Annotated in this window: 11 protein-coding genes and 1 tRNA gene; 4 read left to right on the plus strand and 8 right to left on the minus strand. The window is 63.8% G+C overall.

The genetic code is table 11. The features are described 5' to 3' along the window. Window positions 1-86: 86 nt before the first annotated feature. Window positions 87-2,870: a TonB-dependent receptor gene (locus K4G67_RS06790; RefSeq protein ID WP_239805615.1), complete on the minus strand. Its 2,784-nt coding sequence runs from the start codon at window positions 2,868-2,870 to the stop codon at window positions 87-89. Between the two features lie 320 nt (window positions 2,871-3,190). Here K4G67_RS06790 and K4G67_RS06795 point away from each other — a divergent pair, with 320 nt between their 5' ends. After that, window positions 3,191-4,243, plus strand: a complete 1,053-nt coding sequence (locus tag K4G67_RS06795; RefSeq protein WP_239805616.1) for a LacI family DNA-binding transcriptional regulator — start codon at window positions 3,191-3,193, stop codon at window positions 4,241-4,243. 104 nt (window positions 4,244-4,347) lie between these two features. Continuing rightward, on the plus strand, window positions 4,348-5,901 hold the full coding sequence (locus K4G67_RS06800) for an MFS transporter (protein ID WP_239805617.1): 1,554 nt from the start codon (window positions 4,348-4,350) through the stop codon (window positions 5,899-5,901). Window positions 5,902-6,017: 116 nt separating this feature from the next. On the opposite strand, the gene K4G67_RS06805 is transcribed toward K4G67_RS06800, so the two are convergent. The 4 genes from K4G67_RS06805 to grxC form a co-directional block, all read right to left on the minus strand. After that, a tRNA-Arg gene (locus K4G67_RS06805) sits at window positions 6,018-6,094 on the minus strand. Between the two features lie 56 nt (window positions 6,095-6,150). Continuing rightward, window positions 6,151-6,678: a DUF1178 family protein gene (locus K4G67_RS06810; RefSeq protein WP_239805618.1), complete on the minus strand. Its 528-nt coding sequence runs from the start codon at window positions 6,676-6,678 to the stop codon at window positions 6,151-6,153. Then, window positions 6,675-7,502 (minus strand): carbon-nitrogen hydrolase family protein, encoded by an 828-nt coding sequence (locus tag K4G67_RS06815; RefSeq protein WP_239805619.1) that lies wholly within the window; start codon window positions 7,500-7,502, stop codon window positions 6,675-6,677. The genes K4G67_RS06810 and K4G67_RS06815 overlap by 4 nt, the downstream gene beginning before the upstream one ends. Next, on the minus strand, window positions 7,503-7,778 hold the full coding sequence (gene grxC, locus K4G67_RS06820; protein ID WP_239805620.1) for a glutaredoxin 3: 276 nt from the start codon (window positions 7,776-7,778) through the stop codon (window positions 7,503-7,505). A 192-nt stretch (window positions 7,779-7,970) separates the two neighbouring features. Here grxC and K4G67_RS06825 point away from each other — a divergent pair, with 192 nt between their 5' ends. After that, window positions 7,971-8,465 carry an Hsp20 family protein gene (locus K4G67_RS06825; protein WP_239805621.1) on the plus strand — a complete coding sequence of 165 codons (495 nt, stop codon included), beginning with the start codon at window positions 7,971-7,973 and terminating at the stop codon, window positions 8,463-8,465. A gap of 436 nt (window positions 8,466-8,901) precedes the next feature. On the opposite strand, the gene K4G67_RS06830 is transcribed toward K4G67_RS06825, so the two are convergent. The 3 genes from K4G67_RS06830 to tpiA all read right to left on the minus strand — a co-directional run bounded on the left by K4G67_RS06830 (window position 8,902) and on the right by tpiA (window position 11,864). Then, window positions 8,902-10,533 (minus strand): CTP synthase, encoded by a 1,632-nt coding sequence (locus K4G67_RS06830; protein WP_239805622.1) that lies wholly within the window; start codon window positions 10,531-10,533, stop codon window positions 8,902-8,904. A gap of 122 nt (window positions 10,534-10,655) precedes the next feature. Further along, a complete protein-coding gene (gene secG, locus K4G67_RS06835; protein WP_239805623.1) occupies window positions 10,656-11,024 on the minus strand; it encodes a preprotein translocase subunit SecG in 369 nt (122 codons plus the stop codon). 99 nt (window positions 11,025-11,123) lie between these two features. Beyond that, entirely contained in the window at window positions 11,124-11,864 is a 741-nt protein-coding gene (gene tpiA / locus K4G67_RS06840) for a triose-phosphate isomerase (RefSeq protein WP_239805706.1), read from the minus strand. 267 nt (window positions 11,865-12,131) lie between these two features. Here tpiA and K4G67_RS06845 point away from each other — a divergent pair, with 267 nt between their 5' ends. Continuing rightward, a complete protein-coding gene (locus K4G67_RS06845; RefSeq protein WP_239805624.1) occupies window positions 12,132-14,060 on the plus strand; it encodes a peptidylprolyl isomerase in 1,929 nt (642 codons plus the stop codon). Window position 14,061 lies beyond the last annotated feature (1 nt).

The raw sequence follows: 14,061 nt of genomic DNA on the forward strand, positions 1-14,061 counted from the left end.
ATCCTTCCCTCGTTCCGGGTGAGGCAATGCGGCCGGCGGCAGCGCGCATCCTGCGTCAACCGCCGCGCGCACCCCCGCCCCGCGCCTCAGAACTTGTAGGTGAAGCCAGCGAGGAAACGACGACCGTAAAGCTGATAATCGACGACCTGATTGGGCTCTTCCCCGGTGGACACGAACGGTTGATCGGTCAGGTTCTGCCCCTGAAGGTAGAGGGAGAGGCCGTCGAACGTGCTGCCGGGCTGAAAATCATAGCCGATCTGTCCGTCGATGATGGTTTCGGACTGTGCCGTGCGGCGCACGGGCGAGCCGCCGAAGCCGGTAAAATCACCGAGGAACGCCGAACGATAGCGCGCGCTCAGCCGGGTGTTGAAGCCTGCTCGCTCGAAATAGGCCGTGCCGTTCACCACCCATTTCGAATAGCCGGGGATGAGCGTCTCGTTCCCGTCCGCATCCTCGATCCCGGTCTTGGTATAGCTTGCCCCGCCGGTGACACCGAACCCGCGCAATGTGTCGGAAAACGTATCGAAGGGAAGCGTCACGGCAAGTTCCGCACCATAAAGATCGCCCCCGCCCGTGTTGGTCGGCGCCTCCAGCGTGCCGTCCGTCGGAAGGCCGGGATAGGCCTCGATCCCGGTCGGCGGCGGGAAGTCGGAAAAATCATACGCGAAACGCCCGTTGAATACGTAGCTTTCGATATCCTTGTAGAACATCTGAAGCGCGACGACGCCGCCCGTGCCGAAATATCTCTCCACGTTGAAGTCCACCGCATTGGCGCGATAGGGGCGCAGGAACGGATTGCCGCCGTTGCCGCGAATGAGTCCGCCGGGCACCGAATTGTCGATGCCATAGGCAATCGAAAGGCGCATGTCGTCGAGCCGGGGGCGCATGATTTCACGCGCGGCGGCGACACGCACCACCCAGTCGCTGTCGAGCCGGAGCGACAGGTTCGCGCTGGGCAAGATGTCCCAGTAATCGTCACCCTGCGTGGTGATCACAGGCCCGCTCGCCGGAAAGATGAAACCGGTCGATTCCTGAGACGTATGGATCCCCTGCACGCCGACATTGCCGGTCAGGATACCGATATCCAGCTCCTGCTCGATATTGGCCTGCGCGTAGAGCGTCACGAGATCCTCGTTGACGGTATAGCTTTTGCTGAGCACGTCAGCGGCCGCATCGGGCCCGGTCGTCACCCGCGGTTCGAGATCGAGAACGCCGGCTGCGATGAGATCGCGCGGATCGTAGCTCACGATGGGGCCGAGCCCGAGATAGGTAAGATCGGTCGCGCGCAGGAGGAATTGCGAGGGGATCGCCACCTCGGTCGCATCGCCGGGAAGACGCACGAACGCTTCGTCGGGCGTCAGGCCCTTCTCGCGCTTGGTATAGTTCGCGCCGAGCTGCACGCTGCGCAGGACGCCGTCGTCGAACTCCTTTTTCACCTCGCCGCGGAACTGGAACAATTCGTCCTCGATGATGCGATTGTTGGAGTAGCCGGCCTGCGGCACCGTTCCGCCGCCCCAGCCGAGCGGGTCGGTCAGAAAGATGCGGTCGGGATCGCTGTAATCGAGCGAGGGATTGAACACGGTTCCCGTATCGCCCGAGGCAAAGGTGATCTTCGCCGCCGAACCGCGCCCGGTGGCCGGACCGTTGAAGCCCGTCCCCGCATAGCTTTCCAGGCTCAGCTCGTTACGGTCGGTGCGCGAATAGCCGAAGTCGAAGAACGCGCTAAAGCCCTCGTCGTCGTCCCACAGCGCGTTGAAACCGCCGGAATACAGATCGGCCTTGCGCTGAAACACATCGTTGCGGATGACGCCCCGCACATTGTTGAACTGACCCGAGGTGACGAGGCCGTCCTCGACCGTGAAACCGGCCGGATCGAAGCGCGTCGAGGCCCCGAAGCCGAGCGGAAGCTCGATCCCGCGCTTCGTCTGGTCATCGTCGAAGTTCGAATAGAACCCGTCGACGGTAAGGGTGAGCTGCGGCATCGGCTGCCACTGCACCGTGCCATTGATGCCGAGCCGCTTGAGCCGCGTCGAGGTCACATAGGATTTCGAACCGCCGATGAGCGCCGCATCCTCGCCATTAACCTGCGTCCCGGCATAGCCCCAGGCGTTGAATTCCTGAATCTGATAAGGCTCATCCACATAGGACGCCGCGACCGAGACACCGAGCGTATCGTCCGCGAACTGATCCACGAAGGTTCCGTTGACACGGTAGCCCAATTCCTTCGACCCGGCGTTGAGCGCACCGATGTCGGCCCACGATCCGCGCGCACCGATGGCGATGATCTGCTTTCCGGTTTCGAGCGGGCGGATGGTACGGATGTCGATCGTGCCGACCAGACCCTGTCCGACAAGGCTCGCGGTCGGCGATTTGTAGACGACGACCTGGTTGACGATTTCGGACGGATATTGATCGAGTTCGACCGAGCGGTTGTCGCTCGTCGTGGTCTGTTCCCGGCCGTTGAGCAATGTCTGCGAAAAATCCGGGCCGAAGCCGCGGATCGCCACGACATTGGCGCGCCCGTTGAGCCGCTGTGCCGCGAGGCCGGGAAGCCGCGCGATCGACTCGCCGATCGACGCATCGGGCAGCTTGCCGATATCTTCCGCCGTGATCGATTCCACGATCTGGTCGGAAAGCTTCTTTTCCGCGACGGCGGTTTCGAGGCTGGCGCGAAATCCGGTGACGACGATCACATTGTCCGCGGTTTCATCGGGATCTGTGACCGGGCGGGCCTCGTCCGTCTCTTCCGGCGTTTCGGGCTGCGTCGTTTGCGCGAATGCCGCACATGGCATCGCTCCTCCGGCAAAGGCCAGGGTGGCGGAGATTGCGGAAATGCTGATGCCGCTGCGAAGCGCCTCGCGAAATGCCATCGGTTATGCCCTCTTCCCGAACGGGCCGCGATGGGCCGTCCAATTGTCGTGTTGCCTCGATCCGGCGGATGGGTCCGGTCTTCCGGTTCATCGCCAAGGATCCAGCCGATACGCCGCACCCTGCCCATTACGGAAGACAGCATACGTATGTGCCGGCGATACGGCGGCGGCGAAGCGGCGGGCGGCAGGAGGACGATCCATGCCCCGGCCCCCGCATGCGCAGGTCGCCGGACCGCCGGCCAAGTTGCCAAATGCGCGATGAAGGACTAATCCTTGCGCAAGACAACACGACGCCCGAAGCGGCGCGGGGGAGAACGGTTTTGGGACGCGCGCCGAGCGGCAGGCCAACGAGTTTCGACATCGCCTATCGCGCGGGCGTATCGCAGCCCACCGTCAGCAGGGCGCTGCGCGGAGACAAGTCGGTCAGCCCGCAGACCCGCGCCCGGATCGAGGCGATCGCCGCGGAGCTGAACTATACCGTCGACAAGAATGCGAGTTCGCTGCGTTCGCAGCGTTCCAACACGATCGCGTTGCTTTTTTTCGAGGATCCCACGCCCGATGAAAGCATGATCAATCCCTTCTTTCTCGCCATGCTCGGTTCCATCACTCGCGCCTGCGCCGACCGGGGTCTCGATCTCCTCATCTCGTTTCAGAAGATGGAGGATGACTGGCACGTCCGGTATCAGGACAGCCACCGCGCCGACGGGCTGATCCTGCTCGGCTATGGCGATTACACGCTCTATCGCGAACGGCTCGATCAGCTCGAACGACAGGGCACGCATTTCACGCGCTGGGGTTCGGTGTCCAGCGATGCGAGCGGATTGACCGTGGGCACCGACAACCGGGCCGCGGGGCAACTGGCCGCGGAACATCTGATGGCGAATGGTCGGCGCCGCATCGCCTTTGTCGGCAATGCGGACGAACATTATCCCGAATTCGAAGGGCGCTATAACGGCTTTTGCGATGCCTTGCGTGCACAGGGCATCGCATGCGAACCGTCGCTGCAATTCGATGCGATCACTACCGAGGAAGCGGGCCATGCCGCCACGCGCGCCCTGATCGCGAGCGGGCGTGCATTCGACGCGATCTTCGCGGCAAGCGACCTCATCGCGATCGGCGCCATGCGCGCACTTGCCGAGGCGAACATTGCGGTGCCGGACGCGGTGGCGGTCATCGGTTTCGATGATATTCCCGCCGCCTGCCTCACCACGCCGCCGCTCTCGACGATGATGCAGGATATTTCGGGCGCGGGCCGCGCGCTCGTCGAGACGCTGCTCGCGCAGATCGAGGGGCGCGACCTGCCCCCGCGCAAGCTGCCCGCAAGGCTCGTCGTCCGGGGGTCGACCGGTCACCCGGTGCCCACCGCGGCCTGACGCCACATTCGTATGCAGCCTTGTTGCCGCCGCCGCTTCGTGCAAGCGATGGGGCGTTGCGCGTGGGCACGAAGACCTGCGGGACACGGACGAGGATCTTTCCCATGACGAGCGCCGCACGCCCCGAAAAACCGCGTCAGAGTTTCTGGGGCCTGTTCAATATCAGCTTCGGCTTTTTCGGAATTCAGATCGGCTTCGCGCTTCAGAACGCGAATATCAGCCGGGTGTTTCAGACGCTGGGCGCGAGCATGGACGATCTGCCTGCGCTATGGGTCGCGGCACCGCTTACCGGGCTGATCGTGCAGCCGATCATCGGCCATCTGTCGGACCGGACGTGGAACAGGCTCGGTCGGCGTCGCCCCTATTTCCTGACCGGCGCATTGCTGGCCGCCGTGGCCCTGCTGCTCATGCCGCTAAGCCCCGGCTTTGGCGCGCCGCTTCTGTTCGCGGCGGGCATGCTGTGGGTACTCGACGCGTCGCTCAATATTTCGATGGAGCCTTTTCGCGCCTTCGTCGGCGACATGCTGCGCACGGATCAGCACAGCGCGGGCTATTCGGTGCAGACCGCCTTCATCGGCGCGGGCGCGGTGGTCGGCTCGATCTTTCCCTGGCTGCTCGAACAGTTCGGCATATCGAACGTCGCTGCGCCGGGGCTGCTGCCCGATACGGTGCGGATGAGCTTCTGGTTCGGTGCGGCGGCGCTGGTGCTCGCCGTGCTGTGGACCACTCTCACCACCAAGGAATACAGCCCCGAAGAGCAGGCCGGTTTCGAAGGCGCCCCCAAAGCGATCGACACGGGCGAGCAGGTCGGCGCGCTCGCCCGCAAATCCTATGGGGGCGCGGCGATGTGGATCGTGTCGGGCGTGATCGTGCTGTTCGTGGTGGGCGCCCTCGATCTGGGCAAGGAGATGCTGCTCTTGGGCGCGCTGCTTGCCGCGTATGGCATTTTGAGCGCGATCGCCATCTCGCTCAGCCGGCGGGGTCGCACCGCCAACATGCTGTCGAGTATCGTGGGCGATTTTGCAGGAATGCCCGATGTGATGAAGCGCCTCGCTCTCGCTCAATTCTTCAGCTGGTCCGCGCTTTTCATCATGTGGATCAATACCACGCCCGTCGTCACGCAATATGTCTTTGGCAGCACCGACCCGGCCAGCGCCGCCTATAACGAGGGGGCCAATTGGGTGAACGTGCTTTTCACGCTCTACAACGGGGTGGCCGCCATTGCCGCATTGACGCTGCTCCCCTGGATGAGCCGCCGATTCGGACAGGTGACGACGCATATCATCAACCTGCTGCTCGGTTCTGCGGGCTTCCTGGCGTTCTTCCTGATCCGCGATCCGCATGTACTGCTTCTGGCGGAAATCGGCATCGGCATTGGCTGGGCCAGTATTCTTGCGATGCCCTACGCCATTCTTGCATCCAACCTTCCGCAGGCGAAGCTCGGCATTTACATGGGGTTGTTCAATATTTTCATCGTCGTCCCCCAATTGCTGGTTGCGACGGTCATGGGCACGATCATGAACGCGTTGTTCCCCGGCGAACCGATCTGGACCATGCTGTTTGCCGCGGGCGCACTGAGTGTGGCGGCGCTCTCCATGCTGCGGGTAAAAAGCGCGCTGCCCGATAACGGGGCCGGCCAGTATCGGCCCGCGGCATGACGAGCGGCGATGGTAAAGGCTGATCGCGTCGAACGATGCAGGATCGCGCAACCGGCGACACGGAGCCATCGCGTTCATTTACGAACGATGTCCCATGGCGGGGAAGGAGCAAAAGCTGGTGCGCCCGACAGGATTCGAACCTGTGGCCCCCAGATTAGGAATCTGGTGCTCTATCCTGCTGAGCTACGGGCGCGCCGTCGGCGGGTTTAGCCGTCAACGCACGGAATGACAATCGGCTTGCCAGAAGTTTCAGTTCAATTTGTCGGGCGGCGCGACGGGAAACAGCAAGGGCGCGACCTCGACCCCTTCATCGGCGAGCGCGCGGCTTTCCTCCGGGCTGGCCTCGCCATAAATCGGTTCGGCATCCTTTTCGCCGTAATGGATGGCGCGCGCTTCCTCGGCAAACCCACGCCCGACCCAGCGGGATTTTTCGATCACGCGTTTCTGAAGGTCGGCAAGCTGCACCAGCGCATTCCTTACCTCTTCGGGCACGCCCGCCGCCGCGCCCTGCCCCGCCCGCGGCGCAGGCCCCGGTGCCGTCGAGGGTACGGGCAAAGATCGCTCGCCACCCGGCGTATCGGCGGTCGGCGCACGCGTGTCGCGATTGCCCTTGCGGCCCACGGCGGGCGCCATCACCGCCTTCTCCACATCGGTGCTCCCGCATTGCGGACACATCAGCAAACCGTCGCGCTTCTGCCGCTCGAAATCGGCGGAAGAACGGAACCAGGCCTCGAAACGGTGGTCGTTCGATTGACAGCTAAGATCGAAGACAATCATGCCGCCGGTGGATGATGGAATTCCCGACGATTGGCAAGGCTCGGCAATTGCCTGCGCACGGTGGCGATGCGGTCGCGGTCGATTTCGGCAAAACCCACGCCCGGCCCCGCATCACCCATGTCGAGCAGGACATCGCCCCATGGATCGATCACCAGGCTATGACCAAAGGTGGCGCGCCCGTCCTCGTGCTCACCCACCTGCGCCGCCGCGATGACGAAGGCCGATGCCTCGATCGCGCGGGCCCGCAACATGGTATGCCAATGCGCCCGCCCGGTCGGCACGGTAAAGGCAGCCGGTACGCTGATCGCGTCGCAGCGCGCCTCGCCCAATGAGCCGAACAAGGCGGGAAAACGCATGTCGTAACAGATCGTTAGCCCCAGCCGTCCGACCGGCGTTTCGCAATACACCGCCCGTTCGCCGGGGGCGTAGGCATTCGATTCCCGCCAGCTTTCGCCGCTGTCGAGATCGACGTCGAACATGTGGATCTTGTCATAGCGCGCGGCGATCGCCCCATCCGGGTCGACGACGAAGGCACGGTTGGCCCATCGTCCGTCCTCGCGCCGGATCGCGAGCGAACCCAAGGCGACCCAAAGCCCTTCGTCGCGCGCGGCACGACCCACGGCGGACAGGACATGGTCGGCATCCTCCGCCGTGATATGGGCCGAGGCACGCTTGCGATCCCGGTCGAGCAGCCCGCTCATTTCCGGGGTAAACAGCATTTGAGCACCCCCGGCCGAAGCGCGGCGCACCGCATCGACGAGATCGGCGGCGTTACGCTCCGGATCGATCCCCGTATTCGCCTGATAAAGCGCGATGCACGTCATTCAGCGCCCCAGCATCGTATCCAGCTTGCCCGAACGTTCGAGCGCCATGAGATCGTCCGAACCGCCGATGGGCTGATCGTCGATGAAAATCTGCGGGACGGTGCGGGCATCGGGCTTGCGGCTGCGCATCTCGTCGCGCTTTTCATCATCGGTCGTGATGTCATATTCGGTGAATGCGACCTCCTTCTTTTGCAGGAGATCGACCGCGCGGTGGCAGTAGGGGCAACCGAACTTGGTATAAAGCTCGACCTTGGGCGCTTCGCGGTTGGCGTTCATTGTCATATCCTGTCTCGCGTTTTCACGCGTTTCTTCGATCGTAAATCAGGCTTGAAACCGTTTCCGCCTTTCCTAGATTACCCGCAGCCGTCGCACGCCAAACGGGTGGATGGCAAGTATGGGCAGAACGCGTGACGCCATGATGGGTTTCGCAACGCTGCCGTAAATTGCTTCTATTGGAGGATTTGCAAGATGAACCGTTTTGATTTCAGCCCCTATCGCCGCACCACTGTCGGGTTCGACCGGCTTTTCGACCTGCTCGAAAACAATGGGCGGCAGAGCAGCGGCGACAACTATCCCCCCTTCAACATCGAACGCCGTAGCGAGGACAGCTATCGCATCACGCTGGCGGTGGCCGGCTTCCGGCGCGATGACATCGAGATTACCGCGCAGCAGAACCTGCTGACCGTGGCGGGAAAGAAGGCCGAGGATGCCGATACCGGCGAATTCCTGCACGTCGGCATCGCGCAGCGCGGGTTCGAGCGCCGCTTCGAACTGGCCGATTTCGTGCTGGTCAAGAATGCGCAGATGCGTGACGGCCTGCTCGTCATCGATCTCGAACGCGAAGTACCCGAAGCGATGAAGCCAAAGAAGATCGCGATCGGCGACGACAACGCTCGTGGCGCGAGCGGCTCCGAAAGCGCGCTGTCGCTGGTCGATGAGGCGGACGACACTCGCGCGGCCTGATCATAACCCTGATCAACACAAAGCCGCCTGTTTCAGGCGAAACGAAGGGCGCGGTCGGGCAACCGATTGCGCCCTTTTCTATGCGAAGGTTTCCATGCGAAGGCTGAGCCCGCTGGGCGGGTATTGCAAAGATCCGTGTGCGAACCGGATCTTACGGCGATAGGGGGACGGACCGAAGCCCGCCCCCGCGACGTAACCGCCGCATCGCATCCGAAAATAACTGTCCGGGTCGCAGAAAGACAGTCACCACCGAACGCGATCCAAGCGTGCCTTCACCACAAAACCTGGGGTGTGTTCAAGTTGAACGTCGGCGCTGCCCCATTTTAGGACTGCTACCGCTAAAATAATGATTGCACTGCATTTCGTAAAATGACGAAGAGGGGACAGTATAGTTTATTAACGATTTATACCGCCTGCGCCCCGCGCAAATCGAACATTACATCAGCCGCGATTGCGCCACCGCCGCCGCGATGAACCCGTCGAACAAGGGGTGCGGATCGAACGGGCGGCTTTTCAATTCGGGGTGAAACTGCACGCCGATAAACCACGGATGGTCTGGACGCTCGACGATTTCGGGAAGAAGTCCGTCCGGCGACATGCCCGAAAATTGAAGGCCCTCCGCCTCCAGCCGTTCGCGATATGCGACGTTCACCTCGTACCGATGGCGGTGGCGCTCCGAAATTTCGGTCGTGCCATATTGCTGCGCGACGCGGCTATTCTCGGACAGCCGCGCCGGATAGGCACCCAGCCGCATCGTGCCGCCAAGATCGCCGCCCGCCGCGCGCTTTTCCAAACCTTCGGACGTCATCCACTCGGTAATGATACCGACAACCGGCTCCGGCGTTTCGCCGAATTCGGTGGACGAGGCCGCGGCCACGCCGGCGGTGTTTCGCGCCGCTTCGATACAGGCCATCTGCATGCCGAGGCAGATGCCGAAGAACGGCACCTTGCGTTCGCGGGCAAAGCGCACGCTGGCGATCTTTCCCTCGCTGCCGCGCTCGCCGAATCCGCCGGGCACCAAAATGCCGTGCAGCGGTTCGAGCTGTCCGACGATCTCGTCATCGTCCTGCGCGAACAATTCCGCGTCGATCCAGCGTACGTTGACCTTCACCCGGTTGGCCATGCCGCCATGGACCAGCGCCTCGTTCAACGATTTATACGCATCGGGCAGGCCGACATATTTGCCGACCACGCCGATCGTGACCTCGCCTTCCGGGTTTTCGAAACGATCGACGATGTCGGTCCAGCGCGACAGATCGGGCACCGCGCTGTCGAGGTTGAAATGGCGCAGAACCTCCGCGTCCAGCCCCTCGGCATGATATTGCAGCGGCACGGCATAGATGCTGCTGGCGTCGAGTGCGGGCACGACCGCTTCGGTCCGCACATTGCAGAATTGCGCGATCTTGCGGCGCTCGCTTTCGGGAAGCGGGCGTTCGCAGCGCGTCAGCAGCATGTCCGGCTGCACGCCGAGACTGGTGAGTTCGCGCACCGAGTGCTGCGTCGGTTTCGTCTTCAACTCGCCCGCCGCGCTGATGTAGGGGACCAGCGTGACGTGAATGGCCAGCGTATCCTCACGCGGCATTTCGTTGCGAAGCTGCCGGATCGCCTCGATAAAGGGCAGCCCTTCGATATCGCCGACCGTGCCGCCGAATTCGCACAGGACGAAATCCAGCCCCTCTGTATCGGCAAGCGCGAACTGCTTGATCGCATCGGTGACGTGGGGAATGACCTGAACCGTGGCGCCGAGGTAATCGCCGCGCCGTTCGCGCGCGATGATCGACTGATAGATACGGCCGGACGTGATATTGTCGCTCTGATGCGCGGATACGCCGGTGAACCGTTCGTAGTGCCCGAGATCGAGATCGGTTTCCGCCCCGTCGTCGGTGACGAAGACCTCACCATGCTGATACGGGCTCATCGTGCCGGGATCGACGTTGAGATAGGGATCGAACTTGCGAATCCGGACCTTGTAGCCACGCGCCTGAAGGAGCGCCGCAAGGCTTGCCGCCATCAGCCCCTTGCCGAGCGAGGAGACCACGCCGCCGGTGATGAAAATGTACCGCGCCATGGGATTTGGCCCTTACTGCAATGCGCGGCCCCACCGCAAGCCTTCGCTGCGGCAGGGTCACGGGTTTCGTCGATGAAGATGCGGGAAAGCGCGAATATGCGCGCCCGCCCGCCCGGATGGAATTACTGACCCGCCAGCGGATCCTCGTTCGCCGGCACGGGCGCCGGATCGGCCTCAGGTGCCGCGCCCGCCCCGCCAAGCGGATCGGCAGGCGCCGACGGCAGCGAACGGTCGAGCGAGGTATCGACGGAGCTGACCGAGGTCGCCTCGACCGAAACGGCTGCCAGAATGATCGAAAGCACAACGAACAGCACCGCGAGGATCGCCGTCGCCCGCGTCAGGAAATCGGCCGCACCGCGCGCCGACATGAGCCCCGACGGGCTTCCGCCCACGCCCAGCCCGCCGCCTTCGCTGCGCTGCATGAGGATGACCCCCACAAGAGCCGCACCGACCAGAGCCTGCACGATCGTCAGAAAGAAAAATAGCGTCATCGGATTTCGATCAACCTGTCATCCACGAACGGGGCACGTCGCGCCCTTCGCGCCGCCCTTACCCCCTCGAATGCGAAGGCGCAACCGGCGGCATGGGGATCAAAGCTCGGCCGCGGCGGAGATGATCGGCACGAATCCATCGGCCGAAAGGCTCGCCCCGCCGACCAGCGCGCCGCCAACCTCGGCCACGGCGAGCAGTTCGGCGGCATTCTCGCCCTTGACCGACCCGCCGTAAAGGATGCGAACCTTTTCGCCCTTCTCGCCATATGTGTCGGTCAGCACGGTGCGCAGGCGCGCATGCATGGCAGCGACATCGTCGACAGACGGCGTGCGCCCCGTTCCGATCGCCCACACCGGCTCATACGCGACCGAAAGCCGCTCCGTCTCGCCGGGAAGCGATGCGGCAAGCTGTGCCGCGACGACGGTTTCCGCATCGCCCGAATCGCGCTGCGCCTCGCTTTCGCCGACACAGACGATCACGCCCATCCCCGCGGCCTGTGCCGCCTCGGCCTTGCCCTTTACGTCGGCGTCGGTTTCGCCGTGATCGGCGCGGCGTTCGGAATGGCCGACGATGACGAAGTCGCTGCCCGCCTCGCGCAGCATGGTTGCCGCGATATCGCCCGTATGGGCGCCCTTGTCGCTATAATGACAGTTCTGCGCGCCGACACCGACGAACTCCACCGTCTCGCGCATGGCAGCGATCAGCGTTGCGGGCGGGGCGATGGCGACCTCCACCTTGGGAAGGCGCTGTGCGGCGCGGTCGATGGCACGCGCTTCGGACAAAGCGGCCCGCATGCCGTTCATCTTCCAGTTGCCAACGATATAGGGGCGCTGGGACATCATGGCTCTTTCTTTGAGATATTCCGTAAAAAGCAAGCCGAGCGCCGCTAGCCCAAGCGAAGGTTCCTGTCAAAGCCGGGGCGCGCCCAAATGCGCCACGTCCTGGGACATGTCGCGATCGGACAAATCGGCCCGCGAATGGCGCCTGATGTATTGCGACGGCGCGCATCCCCGCCTAAGGCGCCTGTTCGATCGCGATCCTTTCTCGCGGGCCCGATGGCGCGCGACATAAAGGCACACGGAAAAAAACAGGCAGGCTGTCTCTTCATGATCCAGGGTTTTCGCAAGATATTCCAGTCCAGGATCGGCCTGGCGCTCGTTCTGGCCTTTGTCGGGCTCATCGCGCTCGCCTTTGCCAGCGCGGATGTCACAGGCTTCGGTTTCGGCGGCGTTGCGGGCAGCGAACGGGCCGCCACCGTCGGGGACGAACGGATCACCACCGCCGATCTTCGCGGCGCGATCACCAGCGCGTATGAAGCGGCGCGGCAGGAAAATCCGGAACTTTCGCTCGACGAATTTCTGTCCACAGGGGCGGTGGACGAAATTCTGGATCAGCTCATCGCGCGGGCTGCGCTTTACGATTTCGGGCGTCAGGCCGGCGTGCGCATCGGCGATTCGCTGATCGGAAGCGAGCTGACGCAGATTCCGGCGTTTCAGGGCGCGGACGGCAATTTCAGCGAGCAGGCCTATCGCCAGGCGCTGCAAGGGGCCGGGATTTCCGATTCGATGCTGCGCAAGGATGTCGAGAACGGGCTGGTCGCGCGCATGATGCTGTCGGCGACGACCATCGGCACGGAATCGCCGCGCATTCTTGCCGAACGCTATGCCGGCATGCTGAACGAAACGCGCAAGGGTTCGATCGCGCTTCTTCCCGCCATCGCCTTTGCCGGCGAGGACGAGGTTTCCGATGCGACGCTAAAAACATTCCTGGCCGACAACCGTGCCGATTACCTGCTGCCCGAACGGCGCACGATCCGCTATGCCGTGCTGAACGGCGACGCGCTGGGCGCGATCACCGCGAGCGAGGCGGAGATCGCGGCGCGCTATCGCGAAAACGCGGCACAATATCGCGGCAGCGAGCAGCGCACGCTGACACAGCTCGTCCTGCCGACACAGGCCGCCGCCAATGCGATCGTGCAATCGGTCAATAGCGGCGCGACGCTCGCCGCCGCGGCAAGCCAGGCCGGCCTCGCCACCACGCAGATCGCGCCCGAAAGCCGGGCCGCGCTCGCCTCGTCCGCCTCCCCCGCCGTCGCGCAGGCCGCTTACGAGGCGCAGCGCGGCGCGCTCGTGGGGCCGGTGCGCGGGCCGCTGGGCTGGTACGTGTTACGGCTGGACGGCATTGATCGGACCGAGGATCGCAGCCTCGCCTCCGTTCGTGGCGAGCTGGAACAGGCCATCGTGCAGGGCAAGCGCCGCGAAGCGCTCGCCAATCGCGCATCCGAGGTGGAAGAGCGGCTGTCGTCCGGCGCCAGCCTCGCCGAGGTGGCGCGCATGATCGGCGCCGAGGTGCAGACCACCGGCCCCGTGCTCGAAGATGGAACGCTCTATCAAAGCGAGACCGAACTTCCCGCCGATGTCGCGCGGGTCGTGCCCACGATCTACGCGATGGACGCGTCGAGCGATCCGCAGATCGCGGCCGGCGCCAATGGCGAGACCTATATCGTCTTCGCGCCTGGCAAGATCACCCGGTCCGCCCCGCCCGCCTTTGCCGAACTGCGCCCGACGCTGCTCAACGATTATCGCCGCGAGAAGGGCAATGCCGCGGCCAGGCGCGCCGCCGATAGCGTGCTGAAGGCGATGAAGGGCGGCAAGACGCTGCCGCAGGCTCTAGCCGCGCTCGACCAGAACGTGCCGCCGGCCAACCCGATCAGCCTGTCGCGCCGTCAGCTCATGGCGAGCGGACAGCAGGTGCCGCCGCCGCTCGCGCTGATGTTCACCATGGCCGAAGGGTCGGAAAAACGGATCGAGGCACCGCGCAACGGCGGCTGGTTCATCGTGGCGCTCGACGAGATCGAAACGCCGGAACTCGACGCCGATGATCCGCTGATCGAATCCACCCGCGGCGAACTGGCGACATTGCGCGGCAACGAATATGCCGAGCAGCTGAACCGCGCGATCCGCAATTCGCGCGATGTCCGCCGCAACGATGGCGTCATTGCCGCCGTGCGCGAACAGCTCGCCGGGTCACGCTGAT

This window comes from Croceicoccus hydrothermalis (assembly GCF_022378335.1).
Taxonomy (GTDB): Bacteria; Pseudomonadota; Alphaproteobacteria; order Sphingomonadales; family Sphingomonadaceae; genus Croceicoccus; species Croceicoccus hydrothermalis.

Excerpts from the sequence above, each read along its gene's own strand:
- K4G67_RS06790 (WP_239805615.1), bottom strand. The coding sequence starts at position 2,870 with ATGGCATTTCGCGAGGCGCTTCGCAGCGGCATCAGCATTTCCGCAATC.
- K4G67_RS06800 (WP_239805617.1), top strand. The coding sequence starts at position 4,348 with ATGACGAGCGCCGCACGCCCCGAAAAACCGCGTCAGAGTTTCTGGGGC.
- K4G67_RS06810 (WP_239805618.1), bottom strand. The coding sequence starts at position 6,678 with ATGATTGTCTTCGATCTTAGCTGTCAATCGAACGACCACCGTTTCGAG.
- K4G67_RS06815 (WP_239805619.1), bottom strand. The coding sequence starts at position 7,502 with ATGACGTGCATCGCGCTTTATCAGGCGAATACGGGGATCGATCCGGAG.
- grxC (WP_239805620.1), bottom strand. The coding sequence starts at position 7,778 with ATGAACGCCAACCGCGAAGCGCCCAAGGTCGAGCTTTATACCAAGTTC.
- K4G67_RS06825 (WP_239805621.1), top strand. The coding sequence starts at position 7,971 with ATGAACCGTTTTGATTTCAGCCCCTATCGCCGCACCACTGTCGGGTTC.
- K4G67_RS06830 (WP_239805622.1), bottom strand. The coding sequence starts at position 10,533 with ATGGCGCGGTACATTTTCATCACCGGCGGCGTGGTCTCCTCGCTCGGC.
- secG (WP_239805623.1), bottom strand. The coding sequence starts at position 11,024 with ATGACGCTATTTTTCTTTCTGACGATCGTGCAGGCTCTGGTCGGTGCG.
- tpiA (WP_239805706.1), bottom strand. The coding sequence starts at position 11,864 with ATGTCCCAGCGCCCCTATATCGTTGGCAACTGGAAGATGAACGGCATG.
- K4G67_RS06845 (WP_239805624.1), top strand. The coding sequence starts at position 12,132 with ATGATCCAGGGTTTTCGCAAGATATTCCAGTCCAGGATCGGCCTGGCG.